This window comes from Flavobacterium sp. 120 (genome assembly GCF_003633605.1).
In the GTDB taxonomy this organism is placed as follows: domain Bacteria; phylum Bacteroidota; class Bacteroidia; order Flavobacteriales; family Flavobacteriaceae; genus Flavobacterium; species Flavobacterium algoritolerans.
The window spans coordinates 983,598-1,003,349 of the sequence record NZ_RBKZ01000001.1 but is presented as its reverse complement, the minus strand read 5'-3'; the positions used below and the strand labels follow the sequence as shown (position 1 = coordinate 1,003,349).

The 19,752-nt window shown below is 34.9% G+C and carries 17 protein-coding genes; 13 read left to right on the top strand and 4 right to left on the bottom strand.

The features are described from left to right. Positions 1–54 precede the first annotated feature (54 nt). From C8C87_RS04335 to C8C87_RS04315, 5 genes are all read left to right on the top strand, one after another. Entirely contained in the window at positions 55–1,815 is a 1,761-nt protein-coding gene (locus C8C87_RS04335; RefSeq protein WP_121341447.1) for an ABC transporter ATP-binding protein, read from the top strand. 71 nt (positions 1,816–1,886) lie between these two features. Further along, entirely contained in the window at positions 1,887–2,267 is a 381-nt protein-coding gene (locus tag C8C87_RS04330) for a PUR family DNA/RNA-binding protein (protein WP_099715976.1), read from the top strand. A gap of 91 nt (positions 2,268–2,358) precedes the next feature. Further along, positions 2,359–3,183 carry an alpha/beta hydrolase gene (locus C8C87_RS04325; RefSeq protein WP_121341444.1) on the top strand — a complete coding sequence of 275 codons (825 nt, stop codon included), beginning with the start codon at positions 2,359–2,361 and terminating at the stop codon, positions 3,181–3,183. 5 nt (positions 3,184–3,188) lie between these two features. Then, a complete protein-coding gene (locus tag C8C87_RS04320; RefSeq protein ID WP_121341442.1) occupies positions 3,189–4,013 on the top strand; it encodes a sulfurtransferase in 825 nt (274 codons plus the stop codon). 17 nt (positions 4,014–4,030) lie between these two features. Continuing rightward, entirely contained in the window at positions 4,031–4,579 is a 549-nt protein-coding gene (locus C8C87_RS04315; protein WP_121341439.1) for an alpha/beta hydrolase, read from the top strand. Between the two features lies 1 nt (position 4,580). On the opposite strand, the gene C8C87_RS04310 is transcribed toward C8C87_RS04315, so the two are convergent. The 3 genes from C8C87_RS04310 to C8C87_RS04300 form a co-directional block, all read right to left on the bottom strand. After that, positions 4,581–4,916, bottom strand: coding sequence for a tRNA-binding protein (locus C8C87_RS04310; protein WP_099715980.1), 336 nt, complete (start codon positions 4,914–4,916; stop codon positions 4,581–4,583). A 336-nt stretch (positions 4,917–5,252) separates the two neighbouring features. Continuing rightward, positions 5,253–6,185, bottom strand: coding sequence for a peptidylprolyl isomerase (locus tag C8C87_RS04305; protein ID WP_121341436.1), 933 nt, complete (start codon positions 6,183–6,185; stop codon positions 5,253–5,255). A 330-nt stretch (positions 6,186–6,515) separates the two neighbouring features. Further along, on the bottom strand, positions 6,516–8,546 hold the full coding sequence (locus C8C87_RS04300; RefSeq protein ID WP_369869764.1) for a M3 family metallopeptidase: 2,031 nt from the start codon (positions 8,544–8,546) through the stop codon (positions 6,516–6,518). A 303-nt stretch (positions 8,547–8,849) separates the two neighbouring features. Between C8C87_RS04300 and trmD the strand changes: the two genes are divergently transcribed. The 6 genes from trmD to C8C87_RS04270 all read left to right on the top strand — a co-directional run bounded on the left by trmD (position 8,850) and on the right by C8C87_RS04270 (position 16,627). After that, positions 8,850–9,527, top strand: a complete 678-nt coding sequence (gene trmD / locus C8C87_RS04295; protein WP_074723946.1) for a tRNA (guanosine(37)-N1)-methyltransferase TrmD — start codon at positions 8,850–8,852, stop codon at positions 9,525–9,527. Positions 9,528–9,699: 172 nt separating this feature from the next. After that, positions 9,700–10,050, top strand: coding sequence for a 50S ribosomal protein L19 (rplS, locus tag C8C87_RS04290; RefSeq protein ID WP_073354306.1), 351 nt, complete (start codon positions 9,700–9,702; stop codon positions 10,048–10,050). A gap of 265 nt (positions 10,051–10,315) precedes the next feature. Further along, positions 10,316–12,538, top strand: coding sequence for an NADP-dependent isocitrate dehydrogenase (locus tag C8C87_RS04285; protein ID WP_121341431.1), 2,223 nt, complete (start codon positions 10,316–10,318; stop codon positions 12,536–12,538). A gap of 146 nt (positions 12,539–12,684) precedes the next feature. Next, the gene (locus C8C87_RS04280; RefSeq protein WP_121341428.1) at positions 12,685–15,066 is read left to right on the top strand and encodes a TonB-dependent receptor; all 2,382 of its coding nucleotides are present in this window, start codon (positions 12,685–12,687) and stop codon (positions 15,064–15,066) included. A 40-nt stretch (positions 15,067–15,106) separates the two neighbouring features. Further along, positions 15,107–15,928, top strand: coding sequence for a DUF4249 domain-containing protein (locus C8C87_RS04275; protein ID WP_121341425.1), 822 nt, complete (start codon positions 15,107–15,109; stop codon positions 15,926–15,928). 36 nt (positions 15,929–15,964) lie between these two features. Continuing rightward, positions 15,965–16,627 carry a thiamine diphosphokinase gene (locus C8C87_RS04270; RefSeq protein ID WP_121341423.1) on the top strand — a complete coding sequence of 221 codons (663 nt, stop codon included), beginning with the start codon at positions 15,965–15,967 and terminating at the stop codon, positions 16,625–16,627. A 3-nt stretch (positions 16,628–16,630) separates the two neighbouring features. Here the strand turns inward: C8C87_RS04270 and C8C87_RS04265 are convergent, their stop codons facing one another. After that, on the bottom strand, positions 16,631–17,365 hold the full coding sequence (locus C8C87_RS04265) for an alpha/beta fold hydrolase (RefSeq protein ID WP_158589731.1): 735 nt from the start codon (positions 17,363–17,365) through the stop codon (positions 16,631–16,633). Between the two features lie 288 nt (positions 17,366–17,653). Here C8C87_RS04265 and rlmF point away from each other — a divergent pair, with 288 nt between their 5' ends. Together rlmF and C8C87_RS04255 are read left to right on the top strand one after the other, a co-directional pair. After that, entirely contained in the window at positions 17,654–18,631 is a 978-nt protein-coding gene (gene rlmF / locus C8C87_RS04260) for a 23S rRNA (adenine(1618)-N(6))-methyltransferase RlmF (RefSeq protein ID WP_121341417.1), read from the top strand. A 476-nt stretch (positions 18,632–19,107) separates the two neighbouring features. After that, positions 19,108–19,716 carry an RNA polymerase sigma factor gene (locus tag C8C87_RS04255; RefSeq protein WP_099715989.1) on the top strand — a complete coding sequence of 203 codons (609 nt, stop codon included), beginning with the start codon at positions 19,108–19,110 and terminating at the stop codon, positions 19,714–19,716. The last annotated feature ends 36 nt before the right edge of the window (positions 19,717–19,752 follow it).

The following is a 19,752-nucleotide window of genomic DNA, read 5'->3' as shown; positions in this document are numbered from 1 at the left end:
AAAATACAATTATTTTAAAAAATAAAATCATTTCAACATAGAATATCTTAAAAAATGAAAGAATTACGTTATTTAAATAAATATTTCGTCAAATACAAATACAGCTTCTTACTGGGAATTATTTTTACCATTATCGCACAAATATTTATGCTTTTCACACCCAAGTTGATTAGCAAATCATTCAAGGTCATTGAGGCTTTCGCCAAAGATAAAACCGTAGCCAAATCAGTTATTCACGAAGAATTAATTTCGAATATCCTATTGATTATTGCTACTACGATTATTGCCGGATTTCTTACTTTCTTAATGAGACAAACTTTAATTGTGATGTCACGCCACATAGAATTTGATTTAAAAAACGAAGTATTCCGTCAATATGAGAATCTTTCGCAGAACTTCTACAAGCAAAATCGAACTGGAGATTTAATGAACCGAATCAGTGAGGACGTTTCTAAGGTGAGAATGTACGTTGGGCCAGCCGTAATGTATACCATAAATACCGTCATACGTTTTGCAATAGTCATTGTATATATGTATAATGTATCGCCAATCCTGACTTTATACACATTGCTTCCTTTACCAATTTTATCATACGCTATTTTCAAACTGAGTTCCGAAATCAATGTAAGAAGCACCATTTTCCAACAATATTTATCTAAAGTTTCCAGTTTTTCACAAGAAATATTTTCTGGAATCCGAGTGATAAAAGCCTATTCATTAGAAAACCAACACCAAAATAATATGGTGAATTTAGCCAACGAAAGCAAAAGTAAGAGCTTGAATTTGGCCAAAGTGCAATCCTTATTTGGACCGTTAATGTTGGCGCTGATAGGAATCAGTAACTTAGTCGTAATTTATTTTGGTGGTTTAATGTACATCAACGGTTCTATAAAAAGCATTGGAACAATTGCCGAATTTATTTTATACGTCAATATGCTTACTTGGCCTGTAGCATCTTTAGGTTGGGTTTCTTCTATGGTTCAAGAGGCCGAAGCTTCTCAAAAAAGGCTGAATGAATTCCTTAAAATCGAACCGGAGATAAAAAATAAAAATCTGAATAAATCAGTGATTGAAGGTTCTATTTCTTTCGAAAATGTAAGCTATACTTACGAAGACACTAATATCAAAGCGTTGCAAAACATTTCTTTCACCGTAAAAAAAGGAGAAACTTTAGCTATTCTAGGAAAAACAGGCTCCGGAAAATCTACTATTTTATCCTTAATTTCCAGAATGTATGATGTAACAGATGGAAAAATAACCATTGACGGAAGCGAAATAAGCACTGTCAATCTTTTTGATTTGCGAAACAGCATTGGTATCGTTCCGCAAGATGCGTTCTTATTTTCAGACAGCATCAAGAATAACATCATGTTTGGCAAAGAGAATGCGACTATGCAAGAAGTGGAATCAGCCGCTAAAAGTGCCGTTGTCCATGACAATATTATGGGCTTTAATAAACAATACGAAACCATTCTTGGCGAAAGAGGAATTACACTTTCCGGAGGTCAAAAACAAAGGGTCTCTATTGCAAGAGCAATTATTAAGAATCCTCCTATTTTACTTTTTGACGATTGTTTATCTGCAGTAGATACCGAAACTGAAGAAACTATATTAAACAACTTGTATGAAATTTGCAAAGACAAAACTACTATAATTGTAAGCCATCGTGTCTCATCTGCTAAAAATGCCGATAGAATAATCATCATCGAAAAGGGTGAAATTATACAACAAGGTTCTCATAATCAATTGATAAATCAAGAAGGCTATTATGCCGCTTTGTATTTGAAACAACTTTCAGAAAAAGAAATGCTATAATTGTTGGATAATACATATATTTTTTAGATTTTTGGATACTACTTAACAACCATAAATTGATAGAAAGGATTATGAGAGAACATGACATGTTAGAAAAAGAAGAGATATTTTCTAAAGTTTTAAGAGCTGGAAGAAGAACTTATTTCTTTGATGTGAGAGCGACAAAAGCAGATGATTATTACATTACCATTACCGAAAGCAAAAAATTCACTGAAGAAGATGGATCATTCCATTTCAAAAAACATAAAATCTATTTATACAAAGAAGATTTTGCTGCTTTTGCAGAGATTCTTGGCGAAATGACTTCTTATGTTTTGAACCACAAAGGCGAAGAAGTAATTTCAGAAAGACACCAAAAAGATTTCAAAAAAGAATATGCATCTGAGAAATCAGATGATGAAATTATACCACAAACATCAACGTTCACTGATATTGAATTTGATGATATTTAATTTTTAGTTCCCTACTTACAAAAGTAAAAAAGTCCAAAAGTCATTTGATTTTTGGACTTTTTTTGTACATTTAAAAAATAAATGATGCCAAATGAAAAACGTTTCTCTTTTTGTATTGCTATTCTTTTTCGGATTTACTATATCAGCTCAAAAACTAGAATATACAACACAAACCAATCTTCCTTATTACACAGAAACCATCAATAAATCAGATGCATACATAAAAGAACGATGTGTACTAGATGTCTATTACCCAAAAAATAGTCCGGGATTTGCAACCGTGATTTGGTTTCATGGCGGTGGATTAACCGGTGGAAACAAAGAACTTCCTGAAGGACTAAAAAACCAAGGAATAGCAGTTATTTCAGTCAATTATCGCTTGGGTCCAAAAGTAAGTGCCCCAAAATATATTGAGGATGCGGCAGCTGCTGTAGCTTGGGTTTTTAAAAATATCCCTGCATTTGGTGGAGACGAATCTTTGATTTTTGTATCCGGTCATTCTGCAGGTGGATATCTGGCAAGCATGGTAGGTTTAGATAAAAAATGGCTGAACACTCAGGGAATCGATGCCAATAAAATAGCGGGTCTTATTCCTCTTAGCGGACAGGCAATTACTCATTTTTTAGTTCGAAAAGAACGCGGTATTGCAGATACGCAGCCGGTAATAGATGATTTAGCACCACTTTTTCACGTTCGTGCAGATGCTCCTCCTCTATTACTAATAACCGGAGATCGTGAATTAGAAATGTTAGGCCGTTATGAAGAAAACGCTTATTTAATGCGCATGATGAAAATTGCTGGACACAAAAACACGAAACTATATGAATTAGACGGATTTGGTCACAACATGACAGAACCCGCTTTTCCTTTATTGCTAAATGAAGTCCGCAGAATTACTAAGGAAAAGAAACACTAAAAAAAATGACAGAACCAATCGTAAGTGTCGCATGGCTTCAAGCTAATCTTAAAAATCCAAACGTAATAATCCTCGATGCCAGTTTAAAAGAGAATCAATCCAATTTAAAAACTGGCTTAGAAAATATCCAAATTAAAAGTGCCCGATTTTTTGACATAAAGAACACCTTCAGTGATACCGTTAATCCATTACCCAATACACTTCCGAGTCCCAAACAGTTTGAAACAGAAGCTAAAAAACTAGGAATCAACAAGAACAGTACAATAGTAGTCTATGACAACTTGGGTATTTATTCGAGTCCAAGAGCTTGGTGGCTGTTTAAAATAATGGGACATCAAAATGTTGCTGTTTTAGATGGCGGGTTACCCGAATGGGTAAAAAAAGGTTATTCTGTTGAGGAAATACCGGAAAATCCAACCTATGCCCTTGGAGATTTTGAAGCTAAATTTATCCCCGAATTAGTAAAAAGTAAAGAACAAATTCTAGAAAAAATACAAACCAAAGATGCTATCTTGATTGATGCCCGTGCAGAAAACCGATTTAAAGGAATTGGCGATGAGCCCAGACCCGGATTACGAAGCGGTCATATTCCCGGTTCTATAAATATTCCGTACACACAGCTTTTACAAAACGGAAAATTTTTACCAAAAGAAGAATTAGTTACTATCCTAAAAACTGACGATAAACCGCTAATATTCACTTGCGGTTCCGGAGTTACAGCCTGTATTGATTTAATTGCCTACGAATTGATTGGTAAAAATCCGAAATCAGTCTATGATGGTTCTTGGACAGAATGGGGACAACTGGAAAATCTTCCAATAGAAAAATAGCCTAATTTATTTTAAATATGGAACCAAAATTATTAATTCTAACAGGACTTGGAGATTCAGGAGAGAATCATTGGCAAAGTTATTGGCTGCGAAAATTTGACAACTCAACTAAGCTTATTCAGGATAATTGGGAAGAACCTCAACTTAATAACTGGCTTACTAATCTCAATGAAACAATCCAAAAATTAGACACTCCAACTGTTTTAGTAGCGCATAGTCTAGCGGTTTCAATGGTTGTGCATTGGGCTTCCGCCAATAGTAATCAGAATATAATAGGCGCTTTGCTCGTTGCTCCTGCCGATGTTGATTCGGCTGAACATACACCTGAGGTAACTTGGAACTTTTCTCCTATACCTAAATTAAAACTTAATTTCCCTTCGATAGTCATCAGCAGCGAAAACGACCCTTATATTTCAATCGAAAGAGCCGAATATTTAGCCCAAAAATGGGGTAGTGATTTTATCAACGTAGGTCAAAAAGGACACATCAATTCTGAATCTAATTTAGAATATTGGGAAGAAGGACAGTTGATTTTGCAACAGTTACTAAATAAAAAAAATTCCTAGTTTACCCAATTCGCAATCCATTTTCTATTTTAAAATCAGGAGCCAGCAAAATCACATCCCCTTCATCACCTACTGCTCCCAACACCAAGCACTCGCTCATAAATTTTCCGATTTGTTTTTTAGGAAAATTGACTACAGCAACCATTTGTCTGTTGAGTAAATCTTCTTTTTGGTAACGCTTCGTTATTTGTGCAGATGTTTTTCGGATTCCGATTTCAGAACCAAAATCAATCGTCAATTGATACGCTGGTTTTCGGGCCTCAGGAAAATCATTGACTTCAAGAATAGTTCCTACACGCATTTCTACTCTTTCAAATTCAGACCAAGTTAGTTCCATAGATTTTATTTAGTGTTACATTTAACAATTTTAAAAAACTAAATTAAGGTTTTTAAAAATAATAAAACAGCCTTAACTTAAAAAAACAAAGATTTTAAGAACACAAAACCGCATTAAATAAGTTACTCAAAGAAAGTGTCGCTGCTGAATTTTATTTAAAATTTGAACTTTTAGGAGTGATTGTAAATAATTTTAATACTTCAAAAGTCAAAAAAAACCTTAAAAACAACACACCAATTTATTCGTAAAAAGACATCGAAAACTCTATTTTACAAGGCAAAAAAAATCCCAAAACTTTCGTTTTGGGATTTTTTAATTCTATATGAATCGTTTAAACTATTTAACGTCCATTAATTCTACGTCAAAAATCAAAGTAGCATTTGGTGGAATTGCTCCTCCAGCACCACGAGATCCGTAACCTAAATGAGCCGGAATCACAAAACGTGCTTTGTCACCTACACGCAACAAGGCAATGCCTTCGTCCCAACCTTCAATAACGTTACCTCTTCCTAATGGAAATTCAATTGGTTTTTTACGAGGATATGAACTGTCAAAAACTTTTCCGTCAGGAAGTTGTCCAGTGTAATGTACTGAAACTGTTTTTCCGTTCTCTGCTTTTTTACCTTCACCTCTTTGGATGAATTGATAACGCAAACCGCTTTCTGTTTTTTCAAAACCAGCAGCTAATTTTTCCATAGCCGCTTCAGCATCTGCTCTTAAAGCTGCATCACGCTTGTTACGAGCTCCTTTGAAAGTTATAAAAGCTTCGATTGCATTCCAATTTTTAGCTTCTTCTCCTACTCTAACAATCTCTAAAGACTCTAAAACATCACCTTGAGCAACAGCATCAACAACATCTTGACCTTCTACAACGTGTCCAAAAACAGTATGTTTGTTATCCAACCATTCTGTAGGGATGTGTGTAATGTAGAATTGAGAACCGTTTGTTCCAGGCCCTGAATTAGCCATTGCCAAAACTCCCGGACGATCGTGTTTCAAACTTGGATGAAATTCATCATCAAATTTATACCCTGGATCTCCAGTTCCTGTTCCTTGTGGACAACCACCTTGAATCATGAAATCAGGAATTACTCTGTGGAATTTTAATCCGTCATAAAATTTAACCCCTTGTGGTTTTACTTTATTTTCTAAATTTCCTTCTGCCAATCCTACGAAATTCCCCACTGTACCAGGAGTCAAATCGTGTGTTAGTTTTACTAAAATAGCACCTTTAGAGGTGTTGAATTTAGCATATATTCCGTTTTCCATGTTTTTTAATTTTTATTGAAGGGCAAATTTACGAAATTAATTTTAAAAAGGGAATTGGGAGATTCGTTGATTTGACTATTTGAAAGTTTGCAAATTATTTAGACTTTTTTAGATAATTATAATCTTTTCCGCTACGCAAATTCGGCTCTTTAAATCTCCTAATTCCACTACATCCTAGCCCAGATTGAAACAACATCCTTTTCTTGCTTTCTTTAAGCAAGGAAAGATAGCGTGTAAAGCTGGAAATAGCTCCTGAACTAAATTCAGAATAAATCCTAAAAAAAATGACATCCTTACGAATGTCATTTAGTTATTTATATCAAAATTTTATTATTTCACCAGTAAACCCGCGTTTCTCAAATACGGTTCTATTTGCATGTCATGCCCAATAAAATCTTTGAAGGCTTTGTTTAAATCAACACTATTACCCACTGATAAAATGTATTTCCTGAAACGCTCACAATTGGCTCTTGTCATACCGCCATTGGCCTGCATCCAATCGAAAGCATTATAATCTAATGTTTTTGACCAAGTATACGCATAGTATCCTGCTGAATATCCTCCGCCCCAAATGTGGGCAAAATAAGGCGTGTGGTATCTTGTTGGAACTTCATTTACCAACAAGCCGAATTTTTGCAACGCTTCTTTTTCGAAAACTAAAGTCGGTTTGAAATCCGATTCTTTTTCGACACTATGCCAAGCCATATCTAGCGTTGCCGCTGCTAAAAGCTCCGTTACTACGTATCCTTTATTAAAGGTATCGGCTTTTTTAATTTTATCAATTAACTCCTGAGGAATGGCTTGTTTGGTTTGATAATGTATTGCATAGTTTTTTAAAACCAAAGGATCCAATGCCGCATGCTCATTGATTTGGGAAGGAAACTCCACATAATCACGCGGTACAGATGTCCCTGAAAGCGTTACATACTGCTGGTTTGCAAACAATCCGTGTAAAGTATGTCCGAACTCATGAAACAGCGTGGTTACATCATCAAAACTAATCAAGGATGGATTTCCTCCGGCTGGTTTTGAGAAGTTATAGACATTGACAATAACTGGTTTTTGTTTTAAATAATGTGACTGATTCACAAAATTACTCATCCAAGCACCACCGTTTTTATTGTCTCTGGTGTAAAAATCTAAATAATATATTGCAATTGATTTTCCGTCATTATCATATACTTCATACACTTTTACATCCGGATGATAGACCGGTAAATCATTCCTTTCTTTAAACGTGATGCCATACATTTGTTGTGCTGCGAAAAATACTCCTTTTTCTAAAACAGTACCAATTTCGAAATACGGTTTTATTTGGCTTTCATCTAAATCATATTTTGCTTTACGCACTTGCTCTGAATAAAAGTTCCAATCCCAAGGCTCTAATTTAAATCCTCCGTTTTGTGAATCAATCAAATCTTGAATTTCTTTGGCTTCTACTTTTGCTTTTACAACTGCCGGACCTGCAATTTTTGCCAATAAATCCATCGCTGGTGCTGGTGATTGCGCCATTTGATCTTGTAATTTCCATTCGGCGAAACTTTTCTTGCCCATTAAATTTGCTTTTTGCAAACGCAATCTTGCCATTCGTTCTATTACTTCACGAGTATCACCATCATCATTTTTTTCGGCACGATTCCATGATGCCTTGAATATCTTTTCTCTAGTGGCTCTATTAGTAAGACTTTGCAATAATGGTTGCTGTGTCGTGTTTAACAACCCTATTAAATACTTTCCGTCTTGCCCCGCTTCTGTAGCTTTTGCTTTTGCAGCAGCGATTTCATCAGCACTTAAACCCGCTAAATCATTTACATTGTCAAATAAAACGGCTCCGTTTTTTCGGGCAATCAATAATTTATTTCCAAAGAGCGTGCTCAAACTCGCCAACTCTTCATTGATTTTTTTCATTTTATCTTTATCCGTAGCTGATAAATTTGCTCCGGCTAATTCAAATTGTTGCAAATAATACTGTGTTAATTTTTTATCTTCTCCTTTTAAAACTGCAATATTCAATGCCTTGAAGCGATTGTACAGCTTACTGTTCAAATAAATTTTATCATTATGAGCCGAAAAAATTGGAGCGTATTCCTCATCAATCGCTTGTAATGTCGGGTTAGTATTAGACCCCGTTAAATTATAAAAAACACCTGTTGCTCTCCCTAAATCCACACCACTGGTTTCTAATGCCAATACTGTATTTTGAAAAGTTGGTTTTACTGGATTGTTTGCAATCTTTTCAATTTCTTGATCATGAATTTTTAAACCGTATTCAAAAGCAGGTTTAAAATGTTCGTCTTTGATTAAATCAAAAGTCGGTGCTTGATACTGCAACGTACTTTTTTGTAAAAGAGGATTTGTCATCTTAACAGATTTGTTTTGTGCATAGAGTGTTTCAGTTTGTATAGAAGCGACTAAAAACAAGGAACTAGCAACAATTATTTTTGAAAAAATTTGCATAATTAAGTGGTTTATTTTTAAGACATAAAAGTAGTTGAAAAAAGCATAGTATGAAATAGTGCACTAAAGAATTAATCCCTGTCAAAAGCATCATTAGCTCAGCAAAAAGCTAAAATAGTGTCTAAAAAAAGTTTAATCATTGATTTGGTTATTTGAAAACCTCTGCAACTTTGTACCTTTGCACCTTTCAAACTAAGATTCAAAATTATGCGCATCGATATTGTTACCGTCCTCCCAGAATTATTGCGAAGTCCGTTTGAGGCTTCAATCATGAAACGCGCTATTGACAAAGGTTTAGTAGAGGTTCATTTTCATAACTTACGGGATTATACCACAAACAGACAAAAAAGTGTAGATGATTATCCCTATGGTGGTGGTGCTGGAATGGTCATGACGGTGCAACCTATTGATGCTTGTATTACCCATTTGAAAAGTGAAAGAACCTACGACGAGATTATTTATATGTCGCCGGACGGGGAAACCCTGAACCAGAAAATGGCGAATACGATGTCAATGTATGAAAATATCATTATCCTTTGCGGACATTATAAAGGTGTGGACCAACGCGTACGCGATCATTTTATTACTAAAGAAATATCAATTGGTGATTATGTATTGAGCGGAGGTGAATTAGGAGCTTTGGTATTATCGGATGCATTAATCCGATTGATTCCTGGAGTTTTGAGTGACGAAACTTCAGCATTGACCGATAGTTTTCAGGATGGATTACTGTCAGGACCTATATATACAAGACCAGCCGATTACAATGGATGGAAAGTTCCAGAGGTTTTGACCAGTGGTAATTTTGCCAAAATTGATAAATGGCGTGAAGATATGGCGTACGAACATACAAAGAACAGACGACCTGATTTACTGGAGGAGTAAAAATTTGTTTAAAGTTTTAGGTTTAAAGTTGGTATTCAAGAACTTCTAAACTTTAAACAAGAAAAACTTTAAACTTTAAACTTTTTTATTTACTTTTGCGCCCACATTAGTTCAACCTCTGGCGAGATCCGTGAATGTTGATTTAATACAAACCATAATTAAAAAAATTATCATGGCAGATTTAATGAAATTCGTTCAAGACGAATTCGTAACAAGAAAAGAATTCCCAGTTTTTGCAGCTGGAGACACTATCACCGTTTACTACGAAATTAGAGAGGGTGAAAAAACTAGAACTCAGTTTTTCAAAGGAGTTGTTATTCAAAGAAGAGGTTCTGCTAATACAGAAACTTTTACTATCCGTAAAATGTCAGGAGCTATTGGAGTTGAGCGTATCTTCCCAGTAAATCTTCCTGCTTTACAAAAAATTGAAATCAATAAGAAAGGTGCTGTACGTAGAGCTAGAATTTTCTACTTCAGAGAACTTACTGGTAAAAAAGCTAAAATTAAAGATAAAAGAAGATAGTTTACTGTCTCTTTATTATAAAAGTCCCAACAATGTTGGGACTTTTTTTGTTTAATATTTTCCTTATAAATTCCTAATTTAGGATTATTGAACCCATAAAACTAACAATATAAGAATAACAAGTTAGTAATCTTAAAATTCGTATTTTTCTACATAAAATCCACCTTCTATTACATCTGATTTTCATATATTTGTCCGCCTTATTTTAAGTGAAATACCTTATATAAGCTACATTTAACCGTGATTCGATTATAAAAATAAAAAAATGACACAGAAATCAAAAATTTTTTACACACTTACTGATGAAGCGCCTTTATTGGCAACTTATTCATTTTTACCTATTGTACAAGCATTTACATCAACTTCTGACATTGAAATTGAAACTAGAGACATTTCTTTAGCCGGAAGAATTTTAGCAAATTTCCCTGAATTTTTGACAGAAGATCAAAAAACAGGAGATGCTTTATTAGAACTTGGACAATTAGCTACAACTCCAGAAGCTAATATCATAAAATTACCAAATGTATCGGCATCTGTTCCTCAATTAAAAGCGGCTATTGCTGAATTACAATCTCATGGTTATAATTTACCAAACTTCCCTGAAGAACCACAAAACGAAGCAGAGACAACTATCAAAGCTAAATACTCTAAAATATTAGGTTCAGCTGTAAACCCAGTTTTACGCGAAGGGAATTCTGATCGTAGAGCGCCAAAAGCAGTAAAAAACTACGCTAAAGCAAACCCACATTCTATGGGAGCTTGGTCTGCTGACTCAAAAACACACGTAGCGTCTATGGAAAGTGGTGATTTTTACGGAAGTGAAAAATCAATGACTCTTGCTGATGCAACTGATGTAAAAATCGAATTCGTTGCTAAAGATGGTTCTACAACTGTCTTAAAAGCGAGTACTCCACTAAAAGCAGGTGAAATAATCGACAGTTCAGTAATGAACTTGAACGCTTTAAAAACGTTTATTACCAAAACAATTGCAGAAGCAAAAAAATTAAACGTTTTACTTTCAGTTCACCTGAAAGCTACTATGATGAAAGTTTCTGATCCTATTATTTTTGGAGCAATCGTAGAAGTATATTTCGCCGCTGTTTTCGAAAAATACGCTGCCTTATTTAATGAATTGAATATTGATACCAGAAACGGTTTAGGTGATGTATATGCAAAAATTGCAGGACAACCAATGCAGGCTGAAGTAGAAGCGGCATTAAACCAAGCAATAGCAAACGGACCAGCATTGGCCATGGTAAATTCAGAAAAAGGAATTACTAATCTTCACGTTCCTTCGGATGTGATTGTGGATGCTTCTATGCCAGCCATGATTCGTACTTCAGGACAGATGTTCAATAAAGACGGTAAACAACAAGATACCGTAGCTATTATACCAGACAGAAGTTATGCCGGTGTTTATACTGCAACTATTGATTTTTGTAAAAAACACGGTGCTTTTGACCCAACTACCATGGGAAGTGTACCAAACGTAGGCTTGATGGCACAAAAAGCAGAAGAATATGGTTCTCATGACAAAACTTTCCAAATGACTGCTGATGGTGTGGTTCGTGTTGTAGACACGAATGGAAACGTTTTAATGGAACAAGCTGTTGAAGCTAAAGATATTTTCAGAATGTGTCAGGCAAAAGATGCTCCAATTCAAGACTGGGTTAAATTGGCTGTAAACAGAGCGCGTTTATCTAATACTCCCGCTATTTTTTGGTTGGATAATAATAGAGCACACGATAGAGAACTTATTGAAAAAGTTACAAAATATTTAAAAGATCACGATACTACCGGTTTAGACATTCAAATCCTGAATCCTATTGAAGCAACAAACTTCACATTGGAAAGAATCGTAAAAGGACTGGATACTATTTCTGTAACAGGAAACGTATTACGTGATTATTTAACAGACTTATTCCCAATTTTAGAAGTGGGAACATCAGCAAAAATGCTATCAATTGTTCCATTAATGAATGGTGGTGGTTTGTTTGAAACTGGTGCAGGTGGATCAGCTCCAAAACACGTTGAGCAATTTACTGCTGAAGGATATTTACGTTGGGATTCTCTTGGTGAGTTTTTGGCTTTAGGTGCTTCATTGGAGCATTTAGGACAAACTTTAAACAATTCTAAAGCAATTGTTTTAGCGGAAACTCTTGATGTTGCAACGGAGAAATTCTTAGCAACTGATAAATCCCCAGCACGCAAACTAGGAGGAATTGACAACCGTGGTTCTCATTTTTACTTAGCAATGTATTGGGCAGAGGCTTTGGCAGCACAAGATAAAGAGGCTGGATTAAAAGCGATCTTTACTCCTATTGCAGCAGAATTTACTGCAAATGAAGCCAAAATTAACGCCGAGTTAATTGCAGCACAAGGGAAACCACAAGACATTGGTGGTCATTACCAACCAAATCCTGAATTAACAAGCAAAGCAATGCGTCCAAGTGAAACGTTCAATACAATATTGGCAAAAATCGCTTAATAATTGCTATATAAGTAATACTATTGAAAAGACGACTGGAAACGGTCGTCTTTTTTTATATTAGCAATACCTTAACATCTGTTATAATGCAATTGAAATTCTATTTAATGTAATTTGCATTTCTTCCTTTTGATAAAATTTAAACAATGACTCCAAAGAAAATTATTACCTTTTTAGTTGTATTATTATCCTCGTTCTTTTCTTTCGCCCAAGAGAAATTTACGCTAAGCGGAACTATTATTGATGCCAACAGCAATGAAACTTTAATAGGTGTCAATGTTGTAATTCCAGAACTAAAAACTGGCGTAACCACCAATGAATATGGGTTTTACTCCCTCACTATTCCTCAAGGAAAATATACTGTACAAATCAGCTATTTGGGATATCAGACCATTGAGGAATCAATAAATCTGAACCAAAACATAAAAAATAATTTCAATTTATACAGTAATGAAACGGCATTGAAAGAAGTTATCATTACCGATAATAAAACAAAAATAGACATCAAGAAACCCGAAATGAGCGTTAATAAACTTTCTATTTCAACCATCAAGAAAATGCCTGTTGTTTTGGGTGAAGTCGATGTTTTAAAATCTATTTTATTACTTCCCGGAGTTACTAATGCTGGCGAAGGTGCCTCTGGTTTCAATGTTCGTGGTGGTGGAGCCGACCAGAATTTGATTCTATTGGACGAAGCAACTATATTCAACTCTTCGCATGTTTTTGGTTTTTTCTCTGTTTTTAATCCAGATGCCATCAAAGATTTAAAATTATACAAAGGTGGAATTCCAGCCCGTTATGGAGGAAGAGCTTCTTCTGTTTTGGATATTTATCAAAAAGACGGCAACAGCAAAGGATTTCATGTCAATGGCGGAATCGGATTGATTTCCAGCAGGATTTTGGCCGAAGGACCATTGGTAAAAGACAAAGGTTCATTCCTTATTGGCGGTAGAAGTTCCTATGCGCATTTATTCCTGAAATTATCCGAAGAACAAAAAAACAACTCGGCATATTTTTATGATTTGAATACCAAGTTGAGTTATAAATTGGATGCTAACAACAGCCTGTATTTATCCGGTTATTTTGGACGGGATGTTTTCAGCCTGAATAAAAGCTTCACCAACATTTACGGAAATGCGACTTTAAACCTCCGTTGGAACCACTTGTTTTCTGAAAGATTATTTTCGAATTTATCTTTAATTTACAGCGATTATTATTACGGCCTGGATTTAGATTTTGTAGGTTTCAAATGGGATTCCGGCATTAAAAACTACAATATCAAATACGATTTCAAGAATTATATTTCGGATAAATTCAAATTGAATTACGGGATAAACGGAATTTATTACGAGTTCAATCCGGGAACTATTCAGCCATCTGATGCTGACTCTGGAATAAATTTTGATCAATTGGATAAAAAATATGCTTTTGAACCGGCACTTTATATCAATGCCGATCACGAAATATCCAGTAAAATAGCACTTTCCTACGGACTTCGCTATAGTATGTTTTATCGCTTAGGGCAATCTACCGTGAATATTTATGAAAATGACAATCCGGTAATCTTCAATTCAGAATTACAGATTTATGAAAAAGCAACTCCAATTAGCACCAAGTTCTACGACAGAAATAAAGTCATTCAAAGTTATAATTACTTGGAACCGCGATTTTCATTGGCGTATCAAATCAATGAAGACCAATCTGTAAAAGCAAGCTACAACAGAATGGTACAGTATTTACAACTAATTTCGAATACCTCATCACCTACTCCGCTTGATGTCTGGACGCCAAGCGATAGTTTTATCAAGCCACAAATTGCCGATCAAGTGGCTTTGGGCTACTTTAAAAATTTCGAAAACGATATGTATTCGCTTGAAGTAGAAACGTATTACAAAGAAGTGCAAAACCGATTGGATTATATTGATGGTGCTGATTTGATTGCCAATAAAGCCATTGAACAAATAATCCTGAACGGTCAATTAAGATCCTATGGTTTAGAAATTATGTTCCGAAAAAATGAAGGTAAATTTAACGGCTGGATTTCGTATACGCTATCCAAATCAGAGCAACAAACTCCCGGAAGAACGTCAATAGAAACCGGAATCAACAACGGTCAATGGTACAATTCAGTATATGACAAACTGCATAATATTGCCATAACCACTTCTTACAATTGGAACGAAAAATGGTCTTTTGGAGCTAATTTCGCCCTGCAAACCGGACAACCGGTAACGTATCCCGTTGGGCAATATGAATACTTAGGAATCAATGTACCCAGTTACGGACTGAGAAACGAGAATCGTCTTCCGGCATACCATCATCTGGATATTGCCGCAACTTTGACTCCAAGAAAAAACAAAAACAGAGAATGGAAAGGAGAATGGGTTTTTAGCATTTACAATTTGTACAATCGGAAAAATGCCGCCTCTATCAATTTTAGACAAAACTCAGATACTGGAAGCAATGAAGCTGTAAAAACTTCGATTTTTGGTGTTGTTCCTGCGGTGAGTTATAATTTCAAATTTTAAGCTTCGAATTCAATAAAGCAAAGAAATAAAAAATAAAATCATGAAAAAAATAACACTATATCTGGTACTTTTCATTGCTGTTTTTTCGGCAAGTTGTGAAGATGTTGTCGAAGTAGATTTAGACAATGCACCACCAAAACTGGTTATTGAAGCAGCAATCAATTGGAAAAAAGGAACTTCAGGAAGCCAACAGAAAATAAAACTAACCACTACCACCGGATTTTACAGCACTGAAATTCCAAAAGTTTCTGGAGCAACAGTTTCCATTAAAAACAGCGCTAATGTAGTTTTCAATTTTTCCGAAATCCAAAAAACAGGCGAATATACTTGTGCTACTTTTATACCGGTAATCAACGAAACCTATACACTGACAGTGATCAGCAATGGCAATACGTATACCGCTACCGAAACGTTGAAACCCGTTACGCCTGTAACAAAAATTGTTCAAAACAACCAAGGAGGTTTTACTGGAACTGATATCGAAATTAAAACATTTTATCAAGATCCAGCAGGTGAATCGAATTACTACCTCTACAAATATGTGTATTCAAACCAAGTAAAATCAAACTATTATGTAGACCAAGATGAGTTTTTTAACGGAAACGAATTCTTCAGTATCTCACAAAATGATGATTTGAAAAAAGACGATAAAATCGAAATAAGCCATTTCGGGATTTCTAAAGCATATTACAATTACATGAGTGTTTTAGTAAGTATTGCTGGAAATAATGGCGGCGGACCGTTTCAATCTCCGCCAGCAACCGTTAGAGGAAACATCATCAACACCACTGATGCGGCTAATTATCCATTGGGCTATTTTTCCCTTAGTGAAGTCGATATTAGAAATTACACTATCGAATAAGTATATTTGCATGTAATTTTCAATTCATAATTAACTATGTCCTCACATCATATCGTTCGCGACGACCAAGAACCTGCTTTAATCATTGCCAATGGCGCTTCCTGCAACCCGGAACTATTGGGTCAATTACTGGAATGGTCGCCACTTGTGGTAGTATTAGATTCGGCTATGGTGCGTGTTATGGAATTAGACATCAAAGTCGATGTGCTTTTAGGCGATTTCGACAGAGGATTTGATCCTGAAATTTACAGAACATCTCAATTTCCAATCGAAATCATTCATACTCCGGATCAGAATAAAACCGATTTAGAAAAAGCTTTTGACTATTTAATCGAAAGAAAAATTCCCGCAGTAAATGTCGTTTGGGCAACCGGACGAAGAGCCGATCATACCATTACCAATCTTACCAACATCACACGATACAGAAATCTATTGAAAATTGTGATTCTGGACGATCACTCGAAAGTGTTTTTATTGCCTAAGAAATTCGAAAAATGGTACACGGCAAACACTCCTATTTCTTTAATTCCCATCGGTCACGTTACTGGAATTCATTCGGATAATTTATTTTATCCGTTGAAAGATGATAGTCTGACCATTGGTTACAGAACCGGAAGCAGCAATCATGTCATCAAGGACGGCATCGTAACAATAGAACATGACAAAGGCGATTTATTGATGATGGAATGTCTGGATTAGGACTTATTGAATAGTCAACAAAGCATTTCTCACAATTTCATAATGACTCCACGGGATAAAATGATTCGCTTTTTCGATCGTTATTGTATCCATTGATTTTGCATTGACAAACTTTTTTTGAATAAAGGCAACATTACTGTACGGTACCAAAACATCTTTAGTTCCATGAATAATCGTAACATCGCTAGTAATGTTTTTCAGTTCTAGCTCTAAATCTACTAAATCTTGTTTCAGCCACCACAACTCATCATTAGACGGGCGCAATGCTCCGGGAATCAAATACCGCAAAGGCGAAACTTTGATAACCGTTCTCCATTTTTCTGGGTTTTCAGCTTTTGGGTCCAATGATCCAGCCAGAATTACTAATCGTTTGTACCAAGTTGGATTATCTACAGCTAATTTAGCCACAACTGGTCCGCCAACGGAATGTCCTACCAAAATTAGCTGTTTTTTATTATCGATTTTTTTTATAAACTCCGAAATTCTTTTAGATTGAACACTTAAATTTTGAGCATCACCAAAATCACTGTACCCAAAACCAGGTCGGTCAATAGCAATCATTCGGTATTTTTTCAACAATAAAGTGTCTTTAAGATATTCTTTAAAGGCATTCCAACTTCCTGGCGAACCGTGTACAAAAAACAATGTCGGATTTTGCGCATTACCCGTTTCTACATAATGAATTTTATAGCCTTCAAAAGCAATTGTTTTATCCTGAAATTCTATTTTTGATGGCATAAAAAAAGTGATGGTTTCTTTATTCGAAAATCGCATAGTCATACAAGACTGACACATTATGATATAAAAAAACATAAAACTGTAAGCTATGTATCTCTTTTTGAATTTAAATGAAGCGGGCATAAAAGTCATACTATTTGTATTTTTTATAAAAGTAACCGTTTTTATGTCTCAAAAAAGCGGCAATATTCTAATTTTATGATTTATTTTTTATTCGTTTAATAGGTCAAAGTCGTCTTTATGCGTTTACAAAATAGTTATGCCTATCTTTGCATCGAAATATAGAAAATGAAACCGAAAACGATTACCGAAAAGACTAATTTACATCCCAGAAATCTTGACAGATTTGGATATAATTTTGAGCAATTAATAGAAAAATCTCCTGAACTGCAGCATTTTGTTTCTATCAACGAGCATAATATCGAGACTATTGATTTTAGTAATCCTGATGCCGTAAAGTCACTCAACAAGGCATTATTGTTATCGCATTATGACATTCAAAACTGGGATATTCCTAAAAACTATCTTTGCCCTCCCATTCCCGGAAGAGCGGATTACATTCATTATATCGCCGATTTATTAGCCTCAAGTAACAACGGAATCATTCCTGAAGGAGAAACTGTTCAAGGTTTAGACATTGGTGTTGGTGCGAATTGTATTTATCCTATAATTGGTAATTCAGCTTACGGATGGAGTTTTGTAGGAACTGATATCGATTTACAAGCAATTGAAAATTGCAGCGCCATCATTGAAGACAATCCAAAATTGATTGATGCCATCAGTTTACAACAACAAACGGAATCGCGTTTTATTTTTAAAAATATAATTACTCCTGAAGACAAGTTTACATTCACCATTTGCAATCCTCCTTTTCATGCTTCACAAGATGAAGCCACAAAAAGCACCGTTCGCAAAATAAATAATTTAGAAAACACCAAAACTACAACCCGAGGCGCAGCCGAAAGAAGCGAAACTAAACCTGTTTTAAATTTTGGTGGTCATAATGCTGAATTGTGGTGTGAAGGCGGCGAATTAGGTTTCGTTACCCAAATGATTTACGAAAGTGCAAAATATCCGATGCAGTGTTTATGGTTCACGACTTTAGTGTCTAAGAAAGAAAATCTTTCCAGTCTTTACAAAACATTAAACAAGGTTAGCGCTGTCGAAGTTAAAACGATTGATATGGCTCAAGGCCAAAAAACAAGCCGAATTGTAGCTTGGACTTTCCTGAGTGAAGCGCAACAAAAAGCCTGGAAGTTCGAATAAAACTCCTATTCCATTTTAGTATTCAATCCCACAATCATTCTTGATAGTCGGGATAATCTATATATTTAAATACTTTTTCACATTATTTACCTTAAATTATTTATTTAAAATCAAGGCATTAAAAAACCTCCATTATTAAATCTATAATTAAACTTCTAAAAATTTATTTTCTCGAAAAAAAAATACGTCTATCTATAAATAGTTGTATTTCTTCCTATTTTAAAGAGCAAAAATGAATTTTAACATAAATTTGCGTAAATTTGGTAAAGAAATCTTTAAATAATTAAAAAGAAATTTCTTTTACGATGCATCAAAAAGCTAACTGAAAATCGTAATTCTCAAACCAAAAAAGCGCTTAAAATAAGATACTAACACCCCATTATTATTCTTTTTTATTTTATTTTTTTGGCATTTAATATCAAAAATACGTGTATCAAAATTTCGCATAAAACCAATGAACTAATTCAACATAAATTGTGAAAAAGCAACTCTTACATACCGAAATACTTGAGGATTCCACACTTTGGAACAGCCTGAAGGAAGGGAATGAAAATGCTTTTTCAATACTTTTTAAAAGACATTATTCTCATTTAGTACGTTATGGAAATTCATTTCTTCCTTTTCCTGAAAAAGTACAAGACTGTGTTCAAGATGTTTTTACAGATATTTGGATTTACAGAGACAAACTGAGTGATAAAGTGGTTGTAAAAGCCTATTTACTGGCATGCGTTCGCAAGCGAATTACAAGATCACAAGAACGAGATCGTATTTTTCGCCTCAGCACTTCTATAGATACTGTTGAATTTTTATTTGATTTCTCCATTGAACACAACCTTATCTCAGATGAAACGACAGCTTCTAAAGTTTCGCATCTCAATCATCTGATAAATGATTTACCTTCTCGACAAAAAGAAGCCTTGTATCTTCGTTATTCCCAAGAACTTACCGTAGACCAAATTGCCGATACACTTGACATTAATTATCAATCAGCAAACAACCTTTTACACCGCGCTTTGTTGAGCTTACGCAAAGAATGGAAAGGAAATATCTTCCTTATTTTAGTGCTGTTTTCATTTGCATTTTAAATTACAAAAAATAAATTCAAAAAAATTTACGTTTTA

Excerpts from the sequence above, each read along its gene's own strand:
- C8C87_RS04335 (WP_121341447.1), top strand. The coding sequence starts at position 55 with ATGAAAGAATTACGTTATTTAAATAAATATTTCGTCAAATACAAATAC.
- C8C87_RS04330 (WP_099715976.1), top strand. The coding sequence starts at position 1,887 with ATGAGAGAACATGACATGTTAGAAAAAGAAGAGATATTTTCTAAAGTT.
- C8C87_RS04325 (WP_121341444.1), top strand. The coding sequence starts at position 2,359 with ATGAAAAACGTTTCTCTTTTTGTATTGCTATTCTTTTTCGGATTTACT.
- C8C87_RS04320 (WP_121341442.1), top strand. The coding sequence starts at position 3,189 with ATGACAGAACCAATCGTAAGTGTCGCATGGCTTCAAGCTAATCTTAAA.
- C8C87_RS04315 (WP_121341439.1), top strand. The coding sequence starts at position 4,031 with ATGGAACCAAAATTATTAATTCTAACAGGACTTGGAGATTCAGGAGAG.
- C8C87_RS04310 (WP_099715980.1), bottom strand. The coding sequence starts at position 4,916 with ATGGAACTAACTTGGTCTGAATTTGAAAGAGTAGAAATGCGTGTAGGA.
- C8C87_RS04305 (WP_121341436.1), bottom strand. The coding sequence starts at position 6,185 with ATGGAAAACGGAATATATGCTAAATTCAACACCTCTAAAGGTGCTATT.
- C8C87_RS04300 (WP_369869764.1), bottom strand. The coding sequence starts at position 8,546 with ATGACAAATCCTCTTTTACAAAAAAGTACGTTGCAGTATCAAGCACCG.
- trmD (WP_074723946.1), top strand. The coding sequence starts at position 8,850 with ATGCGCATCGATATTGTTACCGTCCTCCCAGAATTATTGCGAAGTCCG.
- rplS (WP_073354306.1), top strand. The coding sequence starts at position 9,700 with ATGGCAGATTTAATGAAATTCGTTCAAGACGAATTCGTAACAAGAAAA.
- C8C87_RS04285 (WP_121341431.1), top strand. The coding sequence starts at position 10,316 with ATGACACAGAAATCAAAAATTTTTTACACACTTACTGATGAAGCGCCT.
- C8C87_RS04280 (WP_121341428.1), top strand. The coding sequence starts at position 12,685 with ATGACTCCAAAGAAAATTATTACCTTTTTAGTTGTATTATTATCCTCG.
- C8C87_RS04275 (WP_121341425.1), top strand. The coding sequence starts at position 15,107 with ATGAAAAAAATAACACTATATCTGGTACTTTTCATTGCTGTTTTTTCG.
- C8C87_RS04270 (WP_121341423.1), top strand. The coding sequence starts at position 15,965 with ATGTCCTCACATCATATCGTTCGCGACGACCAAGAACCTGCTTTAATC.
- C8C87_RS04265 (WP_158589731.1), bottom strand. The coding sequence starts at position 17,365 with ATGCCATCAAAAATAGAATTTCAGGATAAAACAATTGCTTTTGAAGGC.
- rlmF (WP_121341417.1), top strand. The coding sequence starts at position 17,654 with ATGAAACCGAAAACGATTACCGAAAAGACTAATTTACATCCCAGAAAT.